The sequence below is a fragment of the Acidovorax sp. 99 genome, assembly GCF_003096455.1.
GTDB lineage: Bacteria > Pseudomonadota > Gammaproteobacteria > Burkholderiales > Burkholderiaceae_C > Acidovorax > Acidovorax delafieldii.
Genome location: NZ_QEKU01000001.1, coordinates 4,806,471 through 4,824,228, shown reverse-complemented (window position 1 = coordinate 4,824,228; position 17,758 = coordinate 4,806,471). Strand labels below are relative to the sequence as shown.

At 66.2% G+C, this 17,758-nt stretch carries 13 protein-coding genes and 1 pseudogene; 9 read left to right on the top strand and 5 right to left on the bottom strand.

Annotation, left to right across the window (positions count from 1 at the left end):
- Positions 1-21: 21 nt before the first annotated feature.
- Positions 22-1,250 (bottom strand): annotated as a pseudogene (locus C8C95_RS22150) (IS3 family transposase).
- Positions 1,251-1,465: 215 nt separating this feature from the next.
- Complete coding sequence (locus C8C95_RS22145) at positions 1,466-1,759, bottom strand: DUF4148 domain-containing protein (protein WP_015013846.1); 294 nt, start codon at positions 1,757-1,759, stop codon at positions 1,466-1,468.
- A gap of 277 nt (positions 1,760-2,036) precedes the next feature.
- On the opposite strand from C8C95_RS22145, the gene C8C95_RS22140 reads away from it, so the two are divergent.
- The 3 genes from C8C95_RS22140 (at position 2,037) to C8C95_RS22130 (ending at position 6,597) form a co-directional block, all read left to right on the top strand.
- Positions 2,037-4,406: a Tex family protein gene (locus tag C8C95_RS22140; protein ID WP_116750013.1), complete on the top strand. Its 2,370-nt coding sequence runs from the start codon at positions 2,037-2,039 to the stop codon at positions 4,404-4,406.
- Between the two features lie 87 nt (positions 4,407-4,493).
- Entirely contained in the window at positions 4,494-5,324 is an 831-nt protein-coding gene (locus tag C8C95_RS22135; RefSeq protein ID WP_116750012.1) for an HDOD domain-containing protein, read from the top strand.
- Positions 5,325-5,424: 100 nt separating this feature from the next.
- Positions 5,425-6,597 carry a patatin-like phospholipase family protein gene (locus C8C95_RS22130; protein WP_116750011.1) on the top strand — a complete coding sequence of 391 codons (1,173 nt, stop codon included), beginning with the start codon at positions 5,425-5,427 and terminating at the stop codon, positions 6,595-6,597.
- Between the two features lie 344 nt (positions 6,598-6,941).
- On the opposite strand, the gene C8C95_RS22125 is transcribed toward C8C95_RS22130, so the two are convergent.
- A complete protein-coding gene (locus tag C8C95_RS22125; protein WP_116750010.1) occupies positions 6,942-9,764 on the bottom strand; it encodes an EAL domain-containing protein in 2,823 nt (940 codons plus the stop codon).
- 267 nt (positions 9,765-10,031) lie between these two features.
- Positions 10,032-11,168, bottom strand: coding sequence for an iron-containing alcohol dehydrogenase (locus C8C95_RS22120; protein ID WP_116750009.1), 1,137 nt, complete (start codon positions 11,166-11,168; stop codon positions 10,032-10,034).
- Between the two features lie 97 nt (positions 11,169-11,265).
- On the opposite strand from C8C95_RS22120, the gene C8C95_RS22115 reads away from it, so the two are divergent.
- The 3 genes from C8C95_RS22115 to C8C95_RS22105 all read left to right on the top strand — a co-directional run bounded on the left by C8C95_RS22115 (position 11,266) and on the right by C8C95_RS22105 (position 14,025).
- Positions 11,266-12,135 carry a fumarylacetoacetate hydrolase gene (locus C8C95_RS22115; protein WP_116750008.1) on the top strand — a complete coding sequence of 290 codons (870 nt, stop codon included), beginning with the start codon at positions 11,266-11,268 and terminating at the stop codon, positions 12,133-12,135.
- Positions 12,136-12,238: 103 nt separating this feature from the next.
- On the top strand, positions 12,239-13,159 hold the full coding sequence (locus C8C95_RS22110; protein WP_243415797.1) for an alpha/beta hydrolase: 921 nt from the start codon (positions 12,239-12,241) through the stop codon (positions 13,157-13,159).
- An 8-nt stretch (positions 13,160-13,167) separates the two neighbouring features.
- Positions 13,168-14,025 (top strand): YbgC/FadM family acyl-CoA thioesterase, encoded by an 858-nt coding sequence (locus C8C95_RS22105; protein ID WP_116750006.1) that lies wholly within the window; start codon positions 13,168-13,170, stop codon positions 14,023-14,025.
- A 63-nt stretch (positions 14,026-14,088) separates the two neighbouring features.
- Here C8C95_RS22105 and C8C95_RS22100 read toward each other — a convergent pair whose 3' ends face one another.
- Positions 14,089-15,006: a folate-binding protein YgfZ gene (locus tag C8C95_RS22100; RefSeq protein WP_116750005.1), complete on the bottom strand. Its 918-nt coding sequence runs from the start codon at positions 15,004-15,006 to the stop codon at positions 14,089-14,091.
- Between the two features lie 45 nt (positions 15,007-15,051).
- On the opposite strand from C8C95_RS22100, the gene mltG reads away from it, so the two are divergent.
- From mltG to C8C95_RS22085, 3 genes are read left to right on the top strand one after another with little or no spacing between them, the layout of a single operon-like run.
- Entirely contained in the window at positions 15,052-16,038 is a 987-nt protein-coding gene (gene mltG, locus C8C95_RS22095) for an endolytic transglycosylase MltG (protein WP_243415753.1), read from the top strand.
- A 24-nt stretch (positions 16,039-16,062) separates the two neighbouring features.
- Positions 16,063-16,740 (top strand): dTMP kinase, encoded by a 678-nt coding sequence (gene tmk / locus C8C95_RS22090; protein WP_116750003.1) that lies wholly within the window; start codon positions 16,063-16,065, stop codon positions 16,738-16,740.
- A complete protein-coding gene (locus C8C95_RS22085) occupies positions 16,737-17,744 on the top strand; it encodes a DNA polymerase III subunit delta' (RefSeq protein ID WP_116750002.1) in 1,008 nt (335 codons plus the stop codon). The genes tmk and C8C95_RS22085 overlap by 4 nt, the downstream gene beginning before the upstream one ends.
- Positions 17,745-17,758 lie beyond the last annotated feature (14 nt).

Here is a 17,758-nt window from a genome sequence, read left to right as displayed (position 1 = left end):
CGGTTTAAAACTCCAGCCGGACTATCCGACTAATGACGCCCGATGCACTGCATCGGGCGTTTGCATTTTCAGCGACAGATGAGGTCGCTCGCAGTTATAGATGTCGACTGACTGCTCGACCATGCGTCTGGCCTGGGCGAGATCCGCAGGGCGCTGCAACAAGAGCTCGGTCTTCAGAATGCCGTTGACCCGCTCGGCCAGCGCGTTCTGGTAGCAGTCGTAGCCGTCCGTCATCGAGCAGATCACGCCATGGCGCTTGTGCAGGGCCTGGTAATACGTCGAGCAGTACTGGATACCCCTGTCGGAGTGGTGCACCAGCTGCCGACTGCTCTGTCGCCCCGATAGCGCCATCTTCATGGCCTGCGCCACCTCCTCGGTCTGCAGGCTCTCATGCACGTGCCAGCCGACGATCTTTCTGGAATAAGCATCCGTGACCAGGCTCAGGTAAACAAACTTGCCGTGTGTGGGCAGGTAGGTGATGTCAGCCACCCAGACCTGTTCGCTGGCGCTGGCGCGAACCTGCTGTGGCCCGGCTTTGAGCAGGTTCGGATGGCGCCGGAAGCGGTGGTGACTGTCTGTTGTCTTGTGGTACGCCCGCCGGGGCGCCACCAGCAGCCTGGCGTTGCGCAGGACGTCGAACATTGCATCGCGGCCCAAGTCGATGCCTCAGCGCTGCAGCGGCTCCTGCAGCAGGTAGTGCAGCTTACGCGTGCCGATGCGTGGCCGACGCATGCGCTGCTCGCGCACCAACTCCACCACCGCCTGCGCGTTCGCGAGGCGATCGGCCTGGCGGCGCCTGCCCTGGTAATACGCCTGCCGGCTATGGCCCATGTGCTGGCAAGCCCTCTTCACGCTCAACCCTGTGACAAGGTTTTGCGCGAGGACTTGCCCAAAGGCTTTTTTACGACGCGCACCCCGTAGTCCTTGCGCAGCACGTCGATGACGGCTTCGAATAGCCTGGCCTTCTCCTGCGCCTGTGCGAGCTGCACCTGCAGGGCCTTGATCTGCTGCTCGGGCGTGAGAGCCCCAGTGTTCTTCTTGTCTATCGGCATGGCTGCAGATGATGCCGCAGGACTCCAGCCCAGGCGACCGTGCTTGCGCAGCCAGACCAGAACCGTCGAGCGGCCCTGGATACCGTAGCGCTGCTGCGCCTGTTTGTACGTGAGCTCGCCTTTTTCCACCTGCTCCACCACCGCCAACTTAAAGGCCAGTGTGTAGTCGCGCTGCGTGCGTTTGACACTTGATTCCATGACACATGCCCTTTTTGAAAGGTCCATGTGTCAACGCCGGGTAGGACGGGTCACACCCAACAAAAAGGGCTCCCAAAGGGAGCCCTTTTTGCCTGCCCGCCCCTGCGGTTCAGTTAACACTCCCCATGGCAGCAGCACCCGCACCGCGCGAAGTGCCACCACCCTGGGAAGTCCCGCAACTGCTTCAATCCAACCCAAGCAGTTGGTCTGCCAAATTACATGGCGCTGAATTCGCCCGAAGGGATCTGGCCGGTGCGCACGGCTTCGGCAGCCTGTGCACGCACGGCAGCGCGGTCAGCGGTGGACTTGTAGGTCACCACACGCGAGCCTGCGGGTTCCATGTTGTGGGTCTTGGCTTCCACTACAGCTTCGGCTTGCACTTCAGCGCGGGTGCGGTTCGTGTCGAACTTCAGAGCAAATTGCGAGCCATCGGCTTCGTCAGCATGGGCGCCAAAGGCGGCGAAAGCGGCAACAGCGGCGACGGAGAGGAAACGGGCGGTCTTGTTCATGATGAAAATCCTTAAAAAAACTTAAAAAGCGTCTCAAAAAAGCCGGGTCAAAAACCATTCCTGAACCGGGTTCGGTGAGTCGCCTTGCGGGTTCGGCTCATCGATGGGATGAACTGTACGCCGATGGTGTTCAGGGAAAAACCACTCAGTCGCAAACTAACTATTCCAGTATTGGGAACAATCCGCCGAGCGGTCTAAGGGCTGCCAAAACCGCCTGTGGCAAACTCGCGCGCTTCGCTTTTTTGTTTGACCGAGTCTCAGAGAGTCCGCCACACCCATGCAGCAGATCGTTCGGCAGTTGGCCGCAGAAATCAAAGTCAGTGAACAACAGGTGCGCGCAGCGGTGGAGCTGCTGGATGGCGGTGCCACGGTGCCCTTCATTGCGCGCTATCGCAAGGAAGTAACGGGCGGGCTAGACGACATTCAGCTGCGCGAACTGGAGGCGCGACTGTCCTATCTGCGCGAACTGGAAGACCGCCGTGTGGCCGTGCTCAAGGCGATTGACGAACAAGGCAAGCTGACCGACGCGCTGCGTGCCGCCATTGCCGCCGCGCCCACCAAGCAGGAGCTGGAAGACATCTACCTGCCCTTCAAGCAAAAGCGCCGCACCAAGGGGCAGATTGCGCGCGAGTTCGGTATTGAGCCGCTGGCCGACAAGCTGTTTGCCGACCCCACGCTGGACCCCGCCGTGGAGGCCGCCGCGTTTACCAAGCCGCCCGAAGTGCTGGATGATGGCAAGCCCGGTGCCGATTTCTCCACCGTGCCTGCCGTGCTCGACGGCGTGCGGGACATCCTGAGCGAGCGCTGGGCCGAAGACCCGGCGCTGGTGCAAAACCTGCGCGAGTGGTTGTGGGCCGAGGGCCTGCTGCGCAGCAAGAAGGTGGACAGCAAGAACGAGAACGACCCCGAGGTCTCCAAGTTCCGCGACTACTTTGACTACGACGAGCCCATCGGCCGCGTGCCCTCGCACCGTGCGCTGGCGGTGTTCCGCGGGCGTGGGCTGGAGATTCTGGAAGCCAAGTTGGTACTGCCGGTGGAGCCCGAGCCCGGCAAGCCCAGCCTGGCCGAAGGCAAGATCGCCCTGCACCTGGGCTGGAGCCACCAGGGCCGCAAGGCGGACGATCTGATCCGCAAGTGCGTGGCCTGGACCTGGCGCGTGAAGCTGAGCCTCTCTACCGAGCGCGACCTGTTTGCCCGCCTGCGCGACGAGGCCGAGAAGGTGGCGATCAAGGTGTTTGCCGACAACCTGCGCGACCTGCTGTTGGCCGCACCGGCCGGCCCGCGCGTAGTGATGGGGCTGGACCCCGGCATCCGCACCGGCGTGAAGGTGGCCGTGGTGGACGCCACCGGCAAGCTGGTGGAGACCGCCACGGTGTACCCGCACGAGCCCAAGCGCGACTGGGATGGCTCGTTGTTCACGCTGGCCAAGCTCGTGGAAAAACACGGCGTGAACCTGATTGCGATTGGCAATGGCACGGCCAGCCGCGAGACGGACAAACTGGCCGCCGATCTGATCAAGATGGCCGCCAAGGCCGACCGCGCCATCGAGAAGGTGGTGGTGAGCGAGGCGGGTGCCTCGGTGTATTCCGCCAGCGAATACGCATCGCAAGAGATGCCCGATGTGGACGTGAGCCTGCGCGGCGCCGCCTCCATTGCCCGCCGCCTGCAAGACCCGCTGGCCGAGTTGGTCAAGATCGACCCCAAGAGCATCGGCGTGGGTCAGTACCAGCACGACGTGAACCAGAGCGAGCTGGCCCGCACGCTGGGAACGGTAGTGGAAGACTGCGTGAACTCTGTGGGTGTGGACCTGAACACGGCCAGCGTGCCGCTGCTCTCCCGCGTGTCGGGCCTGTCGGGCAGCGTGGCCAAGGCCGTGGTGCGCTGGCGCGAAGCCAATGGCGCGTTCAAGAGCCGCAAGCAGTTGATGGAAGTGGCGGGCCTGGGCGCCAAGACCTTTGAACAGAGCGCTGGCTTCTTGCGCATTCGCGGCGGTGACAACCCCCTGGACATGACGGGCGTGCACCCCGAGACCTACCCGGTGGTCGAGCAGATCATGGAAAAGACCGGCAAGCCGGTGGCCGAGTTGATGGGCCGGGCCGACATGCTAAAGACCCTGAAGCCCGAACTGTTCGCCAACGAAAAGTTTGGCGTGATCACCGTCAAGGACATCCTGGCCGAGCTGGAAAAGCCCGGCCGCGATCCGCGCCCGGACTTCAAGGTGGCGCGCTTCAATGACGGCGTGGAAGACATCAAGGACCTGAAGGAAGGCATGATCCTGGAGGGCACGGTGAGCAACGTGGCCCAGTTCGGCGCCTTTGTGGACCTGGGCGTGCACCAGGACGGTCTGGTGCATGTGAGCCAGCTGGCGCACAAGTTCGTGAACGACGCCCGCGAGGTGGTCAAGACCGGCGACATCGTCAAGGTCAAGGTCATGGAAGTGGACGTGGAGCGCAAGCGCATTGGCCTGTCGATGAAGCTGGACGCCGCACCACCACGCCAGGGCGGTGACCGGGGCGCACCCCGTGACAACCGCTTTGAGGGCGCAGGCCGTGGCTATGCACAGCCCCAGCGCCGTGGGCCCGAGCCTGTGCAGCAGTCGGCCATGGCGTCGGCATTTGCGAAGTTGCAACAGGCCAAAGGCCGCTGACGCAGCCCGCTGTGCCGCCGGTGGTTTTTTGGCCGTGCAGGGGCCCATAATCGCCAGCACCTGAACCAACCACCGGCGCCGTACCCCATGGAGTTGAACGCACTGCTGGCCCAACCTGTGGCACTGCCCAGCCTTCCGCGCGCCGTGGCGTTGCTGATGAGCGAGCTGGCCCACGCTGAGCCCAGCCTGCGGCGCCTGAATCAGCTGTTTGGCACCGACCCGGCCCTGGCCGCGCGCCTGCTGGAGTTGGCCAATTCCCCCACCTTCCAGCTGCCCGGGCAGATTGCGGGTATCCCAGAGGCGCTGGCGCTGCTGGGCACTGCACAGCTGCGCACGCTGGTCACCTCGGCTCCGCTGGGCACTACGTCACGCTCGGTGCCCGGGGTCAACATGCAGCAGTTTTGGCGCTACAGCCTCAACACCGCCAAGCTCGCGCGCTCGCTGGCGGGCATCGTCCACCACAACCAGATCGCGGCGTATACCGCCGGTTTGCTGCATGCCCTGGGCGAGCTGGTGATCCACCTGGCCGACCCTGAGAAGGCCCAGTCGGTCAACACCCTCGTGGCGCCGTTTGACCTGCGCCGCGACAAGATCGAGCAGCGCATCTTTGGCTACAGCTACGGCCAGGTCACTGCGGGCTACGCGCGCCGCTGGCAACTGCCCGAGGTGGTGATTGACGCCCTGCAGCACCAGCATGCACCGTTTGACAACAAGGTCTACGAACCCCTGGCGGGCGTCATCCACCTGGCCGCCTGGCGCGCCCGCGCCCGCGAGGCCGAGCTGAACGAAAAAGAGCTGGCCGTGTCCTTCCCTGGCGAAGTGGGGCTGGCCCTGGGGCTCGACATCGACATGGTGCTGCAGCAAGACCCCATTGACTGGACCGCCCGACCGGATGCGGCGGCGGACTTCATCGTCTAGCAGCAGGGTGCCGGGGCAGGCGGTTGCCAGGGGAGAGCGCTGCTGGGCAAGGTCTAGGGGCTGACGGTGCTGCCCCAGCCGCTTTGCGACAATCAGCGCCATGAAAGCACTGCGCATCCATGCTGGCCCCCGCGCCCGCCAACACCTGGAACAACAGGGCCTGCGGCCCGCTGACGTGGGCGTAATCCCGGCAGCGGCTGGCGGTCCCAAGGGACTGATCCTGGGGCCGATGGACCGGTTCATTTTTGGGGAGTGGCTGCCGCGCTCCGATCAGCCCGTGCACCTGGTGGGCGCCTCGATTGGCGCCTGGCGCATGGCCACGGCCTGCCTGCAGCAATCGGTGGCGGCTTTTGAGCGGCTGGAGCACGACTACATCCACCAGGACTACGAGCTGCCACCCGGCAAAAAGCGCCCCACGGCCGCCCATGTGAGCGAGCGGTTCGGCCAGAACCTGGAGGCCTTCTATGGCGGGCGGGTGCAGGAAGTGCTCAGCCACCCCCGCTACCGCCTGCACATCGTCACGTCACGGGGCCGCCATGTGCTGGGGCGGGAGCATGCGCTGGGTACGCCGCTGGGGTATCTGGGGGCCTTCGTGACCAACACCGTGCACCGCAAGGCGATGGGGGCCTGGCTGGAGCGGGTGGTGTTTTCCTCGTCAGGCGCCGCCTTGCCTTTTGCCACGACCGATTACCGCACCCGGCAGGTGGGGTTGAGCGCAGACAACTTCATGCAGGCGCTACAGGCCAGCTGCTCGATCCCGTTTGTCTTGCAGGCCGTGCACAACATCCCAGGCGCACCCCGGGGCGCCTACTGGGACGGTGGCATCACCGACTACCACCTGCATCTTGCCTATGGGCTGCCGAACGGTGGCGCTTCTGAATTGATAGCTGCTCAGGCAATGAGTACTAGCGCTTCCGGCGAAAAAGACTCAAAAACTGCGGTCGAGCCGCTGCGCGCGGGTGCTGGCGGCATCGTGCTCTACCCCCACTTCCAGCACCGCGTGGTGCCGGGCTGGCTGGACAAGGGGCTGAAGTGGCGCCACAAGGCCACGTCCGCGCTTGACAACATGGTGGTGCTGTCGCCCGACCCGGACTGGGTGCGCCGCTTGCCCAACGCCAAGCTGCCCGACCGCAATGATTTCACCCACTACGGCACGGACAGCCGTGCCCGGGCCCAGGCGTGGCTCGCGGCCACGCGTGCCAGCCAGCAGCTGGTGGACGAGTGGCGCGAGTGGCTGGAGCGGCCTGACATGGGAGCGGTGCAGCCGCTGTAGGCCGCCAGGGCGGACGCGCCTTTGGGGCCCATTGGGTCTCCTGCGCTGGCCGCAGGCTCTCAGAACCTGTTCAAAGTCTTTTTGGAGTTGCACAAGTACCTTGCCGGGATGGGATGCAAGGCGCGGTGCGCCGCCGATAGCCCGTGCTATCGGCAAGCTTTGCTCCGCCGCAGACCGCCCGGCAAGGCACTTGCCCGCAGGGTTGGAGTGAAATCGGGCCGATGAACTCGGAGCTTTGGCGCCCCGGCTGCTTGCATGGGCACGAGCCCATGCGGCGCATCCGAAGCATCCACTCATCCCGATTGCACTTCAATGCAATCTCCAAAATGACTTTGAACAGGTTCTCAGATCGAGGCAGGGCGACGTGCCGCCTCTTGCACCGCCCGGGCAGCATGGCGTGCAGCGTGGTCCCGGGCCCAAGGCAGCACGTCGGCCGCGGGCATGGGTCGGGCAATGCCATAACCTTGTGCGCGTTCGCAACCCAGCTCTAGCAGCTTGGCGCAGTGCTCGGCGGTTTCGACGCCTTCGGCCACCACATGGCGGTGGAACGCAGCCGCCAGCGCCACGATGGCTTTGACGAGGGTGAGGTCGTCGCCATCCTCCAGAATGCCGCGCACGAAGGACTGGTCGATCTTGATCGTCTCGGCGGGCAGGCGCTTGAGGTAGGACAGGGACGAAAAGCCGGTGCCAAAGTCGTCCAGTGCAAAACGCACGCCCAGGGCTTGGCAGCTTTGCATCATGCGGCGCATGTACTGCATGTCTTCCAGCGCGGCGGATTCCAGGATCTCCAGCTCCAGCCGCGAGGGAGACACCTCGGGGCAGGTGTGCAGGATGTCCTTGAGCCGCTGCACAAAGTTGGGCCGGTGGAAGTGGGGCGCCGCGATGTTGACGCTGACTTCCCAGCCCATGCCGGCATCGCTCCATACCCGCATCTGCGCCAGGGCCTGGCGCAGCACCCATTCGCCCAGTTCGACCTGCAGGTCCGTGTCCTCCACCAGCGGCAGCACGTGCTGCGGGCCCAGCAGTCCTTCCTGCGGGTGTTGCCAGCGCAGCAGGGCTTCGAGCCCGATGATCTCGCCGGTGCGCAGGTTGACCTTGGGCTGGTAGTGCAGCACCAGCTCCCCCGCGTGCAGTGCGCGGGCCACCCGGGTCTGGCGGGTGTGCTGGGTCTGCACGGCGTGGTCGTGCTGTACATCGAACACGTGCAGCTGGTTGCGCCCGAAGCTCTTGGCCTGGCACATGGCTTGGTCGGCGTGGCGCAGCAGGGTGTCGGGGTTGGCGTCGTCTTGGGGAAACACGGCCACGCCAATGCTGACGGTGATGTTCACCAGGCGGTCGTCAATCGCATAGGGCGCGGCCAGTTGCTGCATCAGCACGGCCAGGCGCGCCTCGATGGCGGGCACATCGGGCTGTTCGCCCAGCAGCAGCACAAACTCGTCGCCGCCCATGCGGGCCACGGCTTCGTGGGCCGTGATGAACGCGCCCAGGCGCCGCGCCACTTCCTTGAGCAGACGGTCGCCCACGCGCTGGCCAAAGGTGTCGTTCACGGCCTGGAAGTGGTCCAGGTCCAGCATGCACACCGCCAGCAGCAGCTGCTTGTTGCGGGCCACAAACAGGGCGTGCGTGAGCTTTTCGGCCAGGGCCGCGCGGTTGTACAGACCGGTGAGCGCGTCGTGGCGGGCGTGCCACGAGATCTGGTGGCGCAGGTTGCGTGTTTCGGTCACGTCGCGGAACACCAGCACGCAGCCTGCCGCGTGGCCGCTGCCTTCGCGGATGGCGGCTGCCGTGTACTCGATGGCGTAGCGCTCGCCCGAGCGGTGGATCAGTACCTCGTAGGTGGCCTGCTGCAGCCCACCCGGCTGGGTGTCGCGCTCGGCGGCCGCGCTGGCGGTGCGACTGGCGGGCTCTTCGTACAGACGGAACACGTCGTCCAGCTGCCGGCCCAGCGCCTGGTCGGCAGTGAAGCCGGTCATGAGCTGCGCGGCCTCGTTGATGGTCTCGATGCGCCCACCCAGGTCGGTGGTGATGACGCCGTCGCCGATGGATGCGAGGGTGATCTCGGCACGCTCCTTTTCGGCGCGCAGGGCCTCCTGGGCGCGTTTTCGTTCCGTCACGTCCACCAGCGTACCGATGGTGCCAGCCAGTTCGCCGTTGGTGCTGGTGAAGGGCGCTTCGTAGTAGGCCATGTCCAGCGGGGGCTGGTGGGGCGGGCGGATGCGGATCTCGTTGTCGTGCGCACTGGCGATGCGGGCCGACCGTTCCGGGGCCAGTTCGGCAGGCAGGCTGGCGCCTGCGGCGCCGTCAGCGCCCGGCTGCGACTGGAACAGGCGCTGCCATGCGCGGTTGGCGTCCAGGTAGGTGCCGTCGGCATGGCGCACAAACACAGGCAGGGGTAGGGCATCGATCAACTGGCGGGTGAAGTGCAGTTGCTCGCTTTGCTGGCGCTGTGTTTCATGCAAGGACAGCACCAGGGACTGCACCTTGCCCGCCATGTCGTTGAAGGTCTCGGCCATGGCGCGGGACTCCAGCGTGCCGGTGACTTCCATGCGCGTGCTCAGATAGCCTTGGCGAAACGCATCGGTGGCCTGGGCCAGGCGCTGCAGCATGCGGGCATTGGCGCGCAGCAATAGCGTCAGCAAAAAGAAGATGGTGAAGATGTTGAGTGCCGAGATGCGCGCCTGCACCAGCACCGTGGCCCACACCTGGTCTGTCAGGGGCTGCGGGTGGGCCGTCACTGTCAGTCGGCCCGATGTGCCATCTGCCAGCGCCAGGCCGGACTGCTGCACCGGGGCAGAGAGGTCCAGCCAGTCGGTAAACCATTTGGGAGCAACGGCGGGGTAGGGAAAGGCGGTGACCTCGATGGCGGGCTGGTCGGCGGCCTGCCACTTGATGGACGCCACCGCCGGCGCGGCCTGCGCCAGCCCCTCGGTGAGGATACGGGTCACGGTGTCGGCATCGGGCGCGGGCTCGGCGGCCAGGCGCAGCTGCAATGGGTCGCTGGCGCGCCGCAGTTCGGTGGAGCCTTGCTGCAGGGCTTCGTCAGTTTCTGCAGCCAGCAGGTAGTGGTAGCGCACCCCCGTGACCAGCAGGATGATCGCCACGATGGACACATACAGCCGGGGGTAGGTGCCCCGCAGAAGCCAGGTGGTGAGATTTCCGGTGCGCATTGACGGTGGTCCTCCCCACAACCCAGTGGTAATGAATGGTTAATTAATTGTTGACAGCGGCGAGTCTATCTTGTGAGAAGTTGTGAGCGCGGTTTTGCGCAGCACCACCGGCCGGGTGTTGCTGATGTGTGACGTTTTGTAAAACTGCGGAGCTGCCGGCGCGCGCAAGGTGCTCCTGACAAGGGCACTGGCACGCGCTGGTTTCCCGCGCCATGGGCTGCCGCGCTCGCGTGCGCGGCAGTTGCCCCAAGGGCGACGCGGCTGGGCTCAGAGCGACTGCGCCAGCATGTCGCGGTATTCCTCGGGCGTGGCGATGCGTGGGTTGGTCTTGTGGCAGTGGTCGGCCATCGCACCCTTGATGATGTCGTCGAACATGCTTTCGGTCACGCCCATGGCGGCCAGGCCCGTGGGCAGGCCCAGGCGGGCGTTCATGTCGCGGATGGCTTCGGGGATGTCGCCTGCGCTGGCCAGGCCCATGGCGTGGGCCATGCGCTCCAGGCGCTTTTCCTTCTGTACCGACTCCGCCTGCGCGTTGAAGCGCACCACGGCGGGCAAAAACATGGCGTTGAGCGTACCGTGGTGCAGGCGCGGGTTCACGCCGCCCAGGCTGTGGCTGAGCGAGTGCACGGCGCCCAGGCCCTTCTGGAAGGCCATGGCGCCCTGCATGCTGGCGCTCATCATGTGCAGGCGTGCATCGCGGTCGCTGCCGTTTTTGGTGGCCTGTTCGATGTTCGCCCAGCCGCGTGTGAGGCCGTCCAGCGCAATGCCGTCGGCGGGTGGGTTGAACGCGGCGGACATGAAGGTCTCCATGCAGTGCGCAATTGCGTCCATGCCCGTGGCAGCCGTGAGCATGGGGGGCAGGCCGAGGGTGAGTTCCGGGTCGCAGATGGCGGTCTTGGGCACCAGGTTCCACGAGTGAAAGCCGAGCTTGCGGTGGTCGTCCACGATGATGATGGCGCCGCGCGCCACCTCGCTGCCCGTGCCGCTGGTGGTGGGCACGGCGATCAGCGGCGCGGCGCGGTCGGTGATGCGCGGCGAGCCGCCTTCGATGGTGGCGTAATGGGTGAGGGGGCCTTCGTGCGTGGCGGCAATCGCGATGCCCTTGGCGCAGTCGATGGCCGAGCCGCCACCCACGGCAATCAGGCCGTCGCAGCCCTGGGCCTTGTACATGTCCACGGCAGCGCGCACGGCGGCTTCGGTGGGGTTGGACGGGGTCTGGTCAAACACGGCCACCGTCATGCCCGGCAGCGCATCGAGCGCCTTTTGCAGCACCCCTGCGGCTTTCACGCCGGGGTCCGTCACGATCAAAGGGCGGGTGATGCCCACGCGCTCGCATTCCTGCTTGAGCAGTTGGACAGCGCCGAATTCAAACTGGATCTGGGTGACGTAGTAAATGAAAGCCATGGTGCAACAGGATGTGTGGATGGGGGTGCCAGCGATTACGATAGCTCGCCAGCCTTTGATACAGGTTTCAAACCCACTTTATAAGGAGGAGACAACCTTGAAAACGAAGCAAACCCTGATGGCGGCCCTGGTGGCCGTCGCATCTGTGACAAGCGCCCAGGCCCAGTGCCTCACGGACGCGCAGGCCGCCGACCTGGTGGCCAACTATGTGGCCAAGACCCCGGCAGCCAACCCCGAGAACCTTTCGGACGCCGACGGCGCCTGTACACGCGGCAAGGTCAACGCCTTGCTGGCCCAGCGCATGGGCAAGGTGATTGGCTACAAGGCCGGCCTGACCAACCCCGCCGTGCAAAAGCGCTTCAACACCGATAAGCCCGTGTGGGGCAAGCTGTACGAAGGCATGGTGCTGCCCAGTGGCGCCACGGTGGATGCGGCCTTTGGTGCCCGTCCTCTGTACGAGGCCGACATGCTGGTGCGCGTGAAAAGCGCGGCCATTAACCAAGCCAAGACCCCCATGGACGTGCTGGAGGCCGTGGACCAGATCATCCCCTTCATCGAGTTGCCCGACCTGATGGTGCAGGCGCCGCCCAAACTCAACGGCGCGGGCGTGACGGCCATCAACGTGGGTGCGCGCCTCGGAGTGGCGGGCGCGCCCATTGCCGTGCCGGCCTACCGCGGCGAACGTTTTGCGATGCTGAAGGCCCTGGCCGACATGAACGTGTCCTTGACCGATGGCACCGGCGCGCGCCTGGGCGGCGGCAAGGGCAGCGACATCCTGGACCACCCGCTCAATGCCGTGGTGTGGCTGGCCGGTGCGCTGGCGCAGGAGGGCCTGGCCATGCAGCCGGGCGACCTGATCAGCCTGGGCTCTTTCTCCGCATTGCTGCCGCCCAAGGCTGGCTTGTCGGTGACGGCCACGTATGACGGCTTGCCCGGCGCTGCACCCGTGCGACTGAGCTTCAAGTAACCCACCCCTCAGCGGCCCGCCGCCGCGCGGGCCGTTGTCTTTTTTGCCGAGACCCCGACCGTTGACCGATCTGCACATCCACCACACCCGCCTGACCCCGCAGATGCGCAGCGTGCTTGAACGCATGGCCCGCGCCGGGCACCCGCCGCTGCACACGCGCACGCCGCAAGAGGCACGCATCGCCTACCAGGCAGGCGCCGACGTGCTGGAGGTGCCCAAAGCCGCGCTGGCGCGGGTGGAAGACCTGCAGATCCCCACCCGCGACGGCGCCCAACTGCCCGCAAGGCTGTATGCACCCAGCACCGACAAGGGCCTGCCCGTGCTGCTGTACACGCACGGCGGCGGCTTCACCATCGGCAACATTGCCACGCACGACATCCTGTGCCGCGAGCTGGCGCGTCTGGCCGGTTGCATGGTGGTCTCGCTGGACTACCGGCTGGCGCCGGAGCACCGCTTTCCCACGGCCAGCAATGACGCCTGGGATGCCTTGCAATGGTTCGCTGCCAACTCTGAGCGCCTGGGCGCAGACCCCCAACGCCTAGCCGTGGGCGGCGATAGCGCAGGCGGCACGCTGGCTGCCGTCAACGCCATCCTGGCGCGCGATGCAGGCCTGCCTCTGGCGCTACAGCTGCTGATCTACCCCGGCTGCGCTGCGCACCAGGACACGCCTTCGCACGCCACCTTTGCACGTGGCCTGGTGCTGGAGGAGCCCGCCATCAGTTGGTTCTTTGGCCACTACGTGACCACCCGCGAAGAGCGCGAGGACTGGCGTTTTGCGCCGCTGCTGGCGCCGGACGTGGAGGGCGTGGCACCCGCGTGGATTGGCCTGGCCGAATGCGACCCGCTGGTGGACGAAGGCGTTGACTATGCCGACAAGCTCCGCCTAGCGGGCGTGCCCGTGGACCTGGACATCTACCGGGGCGTGACCCACGAATTCATCAAGATGGGCCGCGCCATCCCCGAAGCGCGCAAGGCCCATGCCGACGCAGCCCGCGCGCTGCGGCTGGCTTTTCACCTGGAGTAAACGAACCCATGCAACGCAGTGATTTCCGTTGTTTCCACCGCCTGCGCGTGCGCTGGGCCGAGGTGGACATGCAAAAGATCGTGTTCAACGCGCACTACCTCATGTATGTCGATACCGCCATGTCCGAATACTGGCGCGCGCTGGCGCTGCCGTACGAGGCGAGCATGCTGGCGCTGGGCGGCGAGATGTATGTGAAGAAGGCCACGGTGGAGTACCACGCCTCGGCGCGGCTGGATGACACGCTGGATGTGGGCCTGAAGTGCGCGCGCATCGGCAATTCGTCGTGCCTGTTCACGGCGGGCATTTTCTGTGGCGACCGGCTGCTGATCTCTGCCGAACTGGTCTATGTGTTTGCGGACCCGGCCACGCAGACCTCGCGCCCGGTGCCGCCCGCACTGCGCGCCATCTTTGAAGGCTTTGAAGCGGGTGCCGAAATGGCCGAGGTGCGCACTGGCGACTGGAACACCCTGGGCCGCGATGCCAGCCGCGTGCGCACCGATGTGTTTGTGCACGAGCAGGGCATTCCGGCCGAGGTCGAGGCCGATAGGCATGACATCTCGGCGCGCCACGCCGTGCTGTACAACCGGCTGGGCATGCCCGTCGCTGCGGGCCGCCTGCTGCAGCACGCGCCCGGCGTGGGCCGCATCGGCCGCATGGCGGTGGACCGGTCGGTGCGCGGCGCGCAGTGGGGCCGCCAATTGCTGGATGCGCTGGTGGACGCGGCGCGTGCCCGGGGCGATGCCGAAGTGCAACTGCACGCCCAGCGCAGCGCCGAGGGCTTTTACCGCCGTGCGGGGTTCGCGGTGGTGGGCGAGCCGTACGAAGAGGCGGGCATTGCGCACATTGCCATGGCCCGCAAGCTCTGATGGTTTGCTATTGAAAAGAGAGCTGCTCGGGCATGTTCGACTAGCGCATTTGCCCGATTTGGCTCAAATATCGTCCAGCAGCGGGTAGGGCAGGGGCAGCAGCGACAGCGCCACGTCGTCTGCTGCACCCACCTGCAGTGCGCCCTCTTGGGCGGCACTGATCTGCAGCGACACAATGGTGTCAAACCCACCGCCCGGCGCAGCGGCCACCTGCACCACGGTGCCGCAGGGCTGTTCGAGGTCGCTGGTGCTGAACACCTCGGCGCCCACCGCCACCTCAGCCGCTGCGTGGGCGATGTATGCGCGGCGCTTGAGCGTGCCCCGGAACTGGCTGCGCGCCACCACTTCCTGGCCGGGGTAGCAGCCCTTCTTGAAATTCACGCCGCCCACCGATTCGTAGTTGAGCATCTGGGGCACAAAGGCCTCGACCACCGGGGTGGTCAACGTGGCGACGCCGCTAGCGACTTCGCTCCAGAGCCACAGCGTGGCATCCAGCGCAGGGCCTGCGGGCGCGGGCTCCGTGGCGGGGGCCACCCACAGGGCGCGCGGGGTGCCGTTGGCGGGGTACAGGTGCACCACCGTTGCAGTGCCTAAATCGGCCTTGGACCAAGCTGGTTGTGCGCTACCAGCTACGGCATTGATAGCGTCTCCAGCGATGCCATACAGCGCAAAGTCACCGGTGGCATCCGTCAACTTGGCCTTGGCGCGCAGTACAAACATCGACAGGCGCTTGAGCGTGGCAGGCAGCAGGTCACGGCTGCAGACCAGCAGCACCTCGGTGGCGCTGCGCTTGAAGCCGATGAAGCTGGCCTGCATGCGGCCCTTGGCCGACAAGAAGGCCGCAAGGCGGGCCTGGTCCATGCCCAGCAGGGCGAAATCCTGGGTGAGCTGGCCGTGCAGAAACTTGGCAGCGTCTTCGCCTTCCACGCGAATCACGCCGAGGTGGGACAAGGGGGCTATGCCATTCAAGGGGTAGGTCATCGCTGAATTATGATGCCCTGATTCATACATATTGGTAGCAGGGTTGTGCGACGTTTACTGGCTTTGATCGTGTTGGTGGGGATCGCACTGGGCGGCGCTGCGTATTGGTGGCTGCACCAGCCGCTCGACGTGGGCCCCGAGCCGCTGGAGCTGGCCATCGAGCCCGGCACCACGCCGCGCGGCGTGGCCCGCGATGTGGTGGCGGCTGGGGTCAAGACGGACGCGCGCCTACTCTACGCATGGTTCCGCGTCTCGGGGCAAGACCGCGCCATCAAGGCCGGCAACTACGAACTCCCGCCCGGCACCACGCCCATCAGCCTGCTGCAAAAACTGGCCCGGGGTGAAGAGGCGCTGCGCGCACTCACCCTGGTGGAAGGCTGGAACTGGCGCCAGGTGCGCCAGGCGCTGGCCAAGGAAGAGCAGCTCAAACACGATGCTGCCGCCCTGACCGACGAAGCGCTGATGGCCCAGCTGGGCCGCCCCGGCGTGGCGCCCGAGGGGCGGTTTTTCCCGGACACCTATACCTACGCCAAAGGCTCCAGCGACATCGCCTTGCTGCGCCGGGCGATGCACGCCATGGACCGCCATCTGGAGGCAGCCTGGGCCCAGCGCGCGGCCGACACCCCGCTCAAGTCGGCGGACGAGGCGCTGACGCTGGCCAGCATTGTGGAAAAAGAAACCGGCAAGGCCAGCGACCGGGGCCAGATTGCGGGCGTGTTCGTCAACCGCTTGCGGGTGGGCATGCTGCTGCAGACCGACCCCACGGTGATCTACGGCCTGGGCGAGAAGTTCGACGGCAACCTGCGCAAGCGCGACCTGCAGACCGACACCCCCTGGAACACCTACACCCGTGCGGGCTTGCCGCCGACACCCATCGCCATGCCCGGCAAGGCCTCGCTGTTGGCCGCCGTGCAGCCCCAGGCCACGCGCGCGCTCTACTTTGTGGCCAAGGGCGACGGCACCAGCCACTTCAGCGCTTCGCTGGAGGAGCACAACCGCGCCGTCAACCGCTACCAGCGCGGGCAGCAGTAAACCGTTTCTTGAACCAAGGCGCCCATGTCACGACCCGGTCTGTTCATTTCGTTTGAAGGTATCGACGGTGCAGGCAAGTCCTCGCACATCGAGGGCCTGGCTGCGGCGTTCCGTACCCAGGGCCGTACGGTCACCGTGAGCCGCGAACCCGGCGGCACGTCGCTGGCCGAAAAGCTGCGCGAGATGGTCCTGAACGACCCGATGGATGCGCTCACCGAGTCGCTGCTGATCTTTGCTGCCCGCCGTGACCACCTGCGCAATGTGATCGAGCCCGCTTTGGCCCGGGGCGACGTGGTGCTGTGCGACCGGTTCACCGATGCCACGTTTGCCTATCAGGGCGCGGGGCGGGGCTTTGATCTGGGTGTGCTATCAATATTGGAGCGCCTGGCGCAGACGGGACTAGCGCCTCAGGCCGATTTGATGCGTGAACCCGATTTGACGGTGTGGTTTGACCTGGCCCCCGAGGTGGCGGCCGAGCGGCTGGCGGGTGCGCGGGTGCCTGACCGCTTCGAGGCCCAGCCGGTCGAGTTCTTCCGCCGCGTGGCCCAGGGCTATGCCGACCGCGCCGCTGCGGCGCCCCAGCGTTTTGCGCGCCTGGATGCTGCGCAGGAGCGCCACCGCGTGTGGCAGCAGCTCACCAGCGTGTTTGTGCGCAAAGGCTGGCTGGCCATCATGGTGGCCACGCAGGGAGGGCCGCAATGAGCGAAGCCGCCGTGGCGCTGGCGCCCTGGATCGCTGCGCAGCGCACCAGCCTGCTGGCCCAGCGCGGCCATGCGTGGCTGCTGCAGGGACCGTCGGGCCTGGGGCAGTACGCCCTGGGGCTGGAGCTGGTCCGCGCATGGCTGTGCGATACACCAACGGAGCAGGGCGCCTGCGGCCACTGCGGCAGCTGCCACGCCATCGATGTACGCACCCATGCCGACTTGTGCGTGCTGATGCCCGAGGTGCAGATGATGGCGCTGGGCTGGCCGCTGTCGGAAAAGGCCCAGGCCGATATCGACGACAAAAAGCGCAAGCCCAGCCGCGAGATCCGCGTGGAGGCCATGCGCGACGCGGTGGAGTTTTCGCAGCGCACATCGGCACGCGGCAAAGGCAAGGCCGTGCTGGTCTACCCGGCCGAGCAGATGAACCATGTGACGGCCAACGCATTGCTCAAGACGCTGGAAGAACCGCCCGGCGACGTGCGTTTTGTGCTGGCCAGCGAGGCTGCGCACCAGCTGCTGCCCACCATCCGCAGCCGCTGCCTGGGTCACACCATGGTCTGGCCGGCCGAGGCCGATAGCCTCGCGTGGTTGCAGGCCCAGGGTCTGGCCGGGGATGCGGCAGCGTCGTTTCTGCGCGCGGCAGGCGGGCGGCCCGAGGATGCCCTGGCGCTGGCCCAGTCGGGCCGCAGCCCGCAGGCCTGGTCTGCCTTGCCGCAGGCGGTGACACGGGGCGATGTGACGGCGCTGGGCGACTGGGCCCCGGCCCAGGTGATCGACGCGCTGCAAAAGCTCTGCCACGACCTGCTGGCCGCCAGCGTGGGCGCCGCACCACGCTACTTTGCGCCGGCCGACCTGCCCAAGGCACCGCCGCTGGGCGCGCTCACGCGCTGGTCGCGCGCACTGTCCAAGGCCGCGCGCACGGCAGACCACCCGTTCAATGGCGGGCTCATGCTGGAGGCGCTTGTCGCCCAGGCGCGAAACACCCTACACTCCAGACACTAAGCCGCACCCCCACC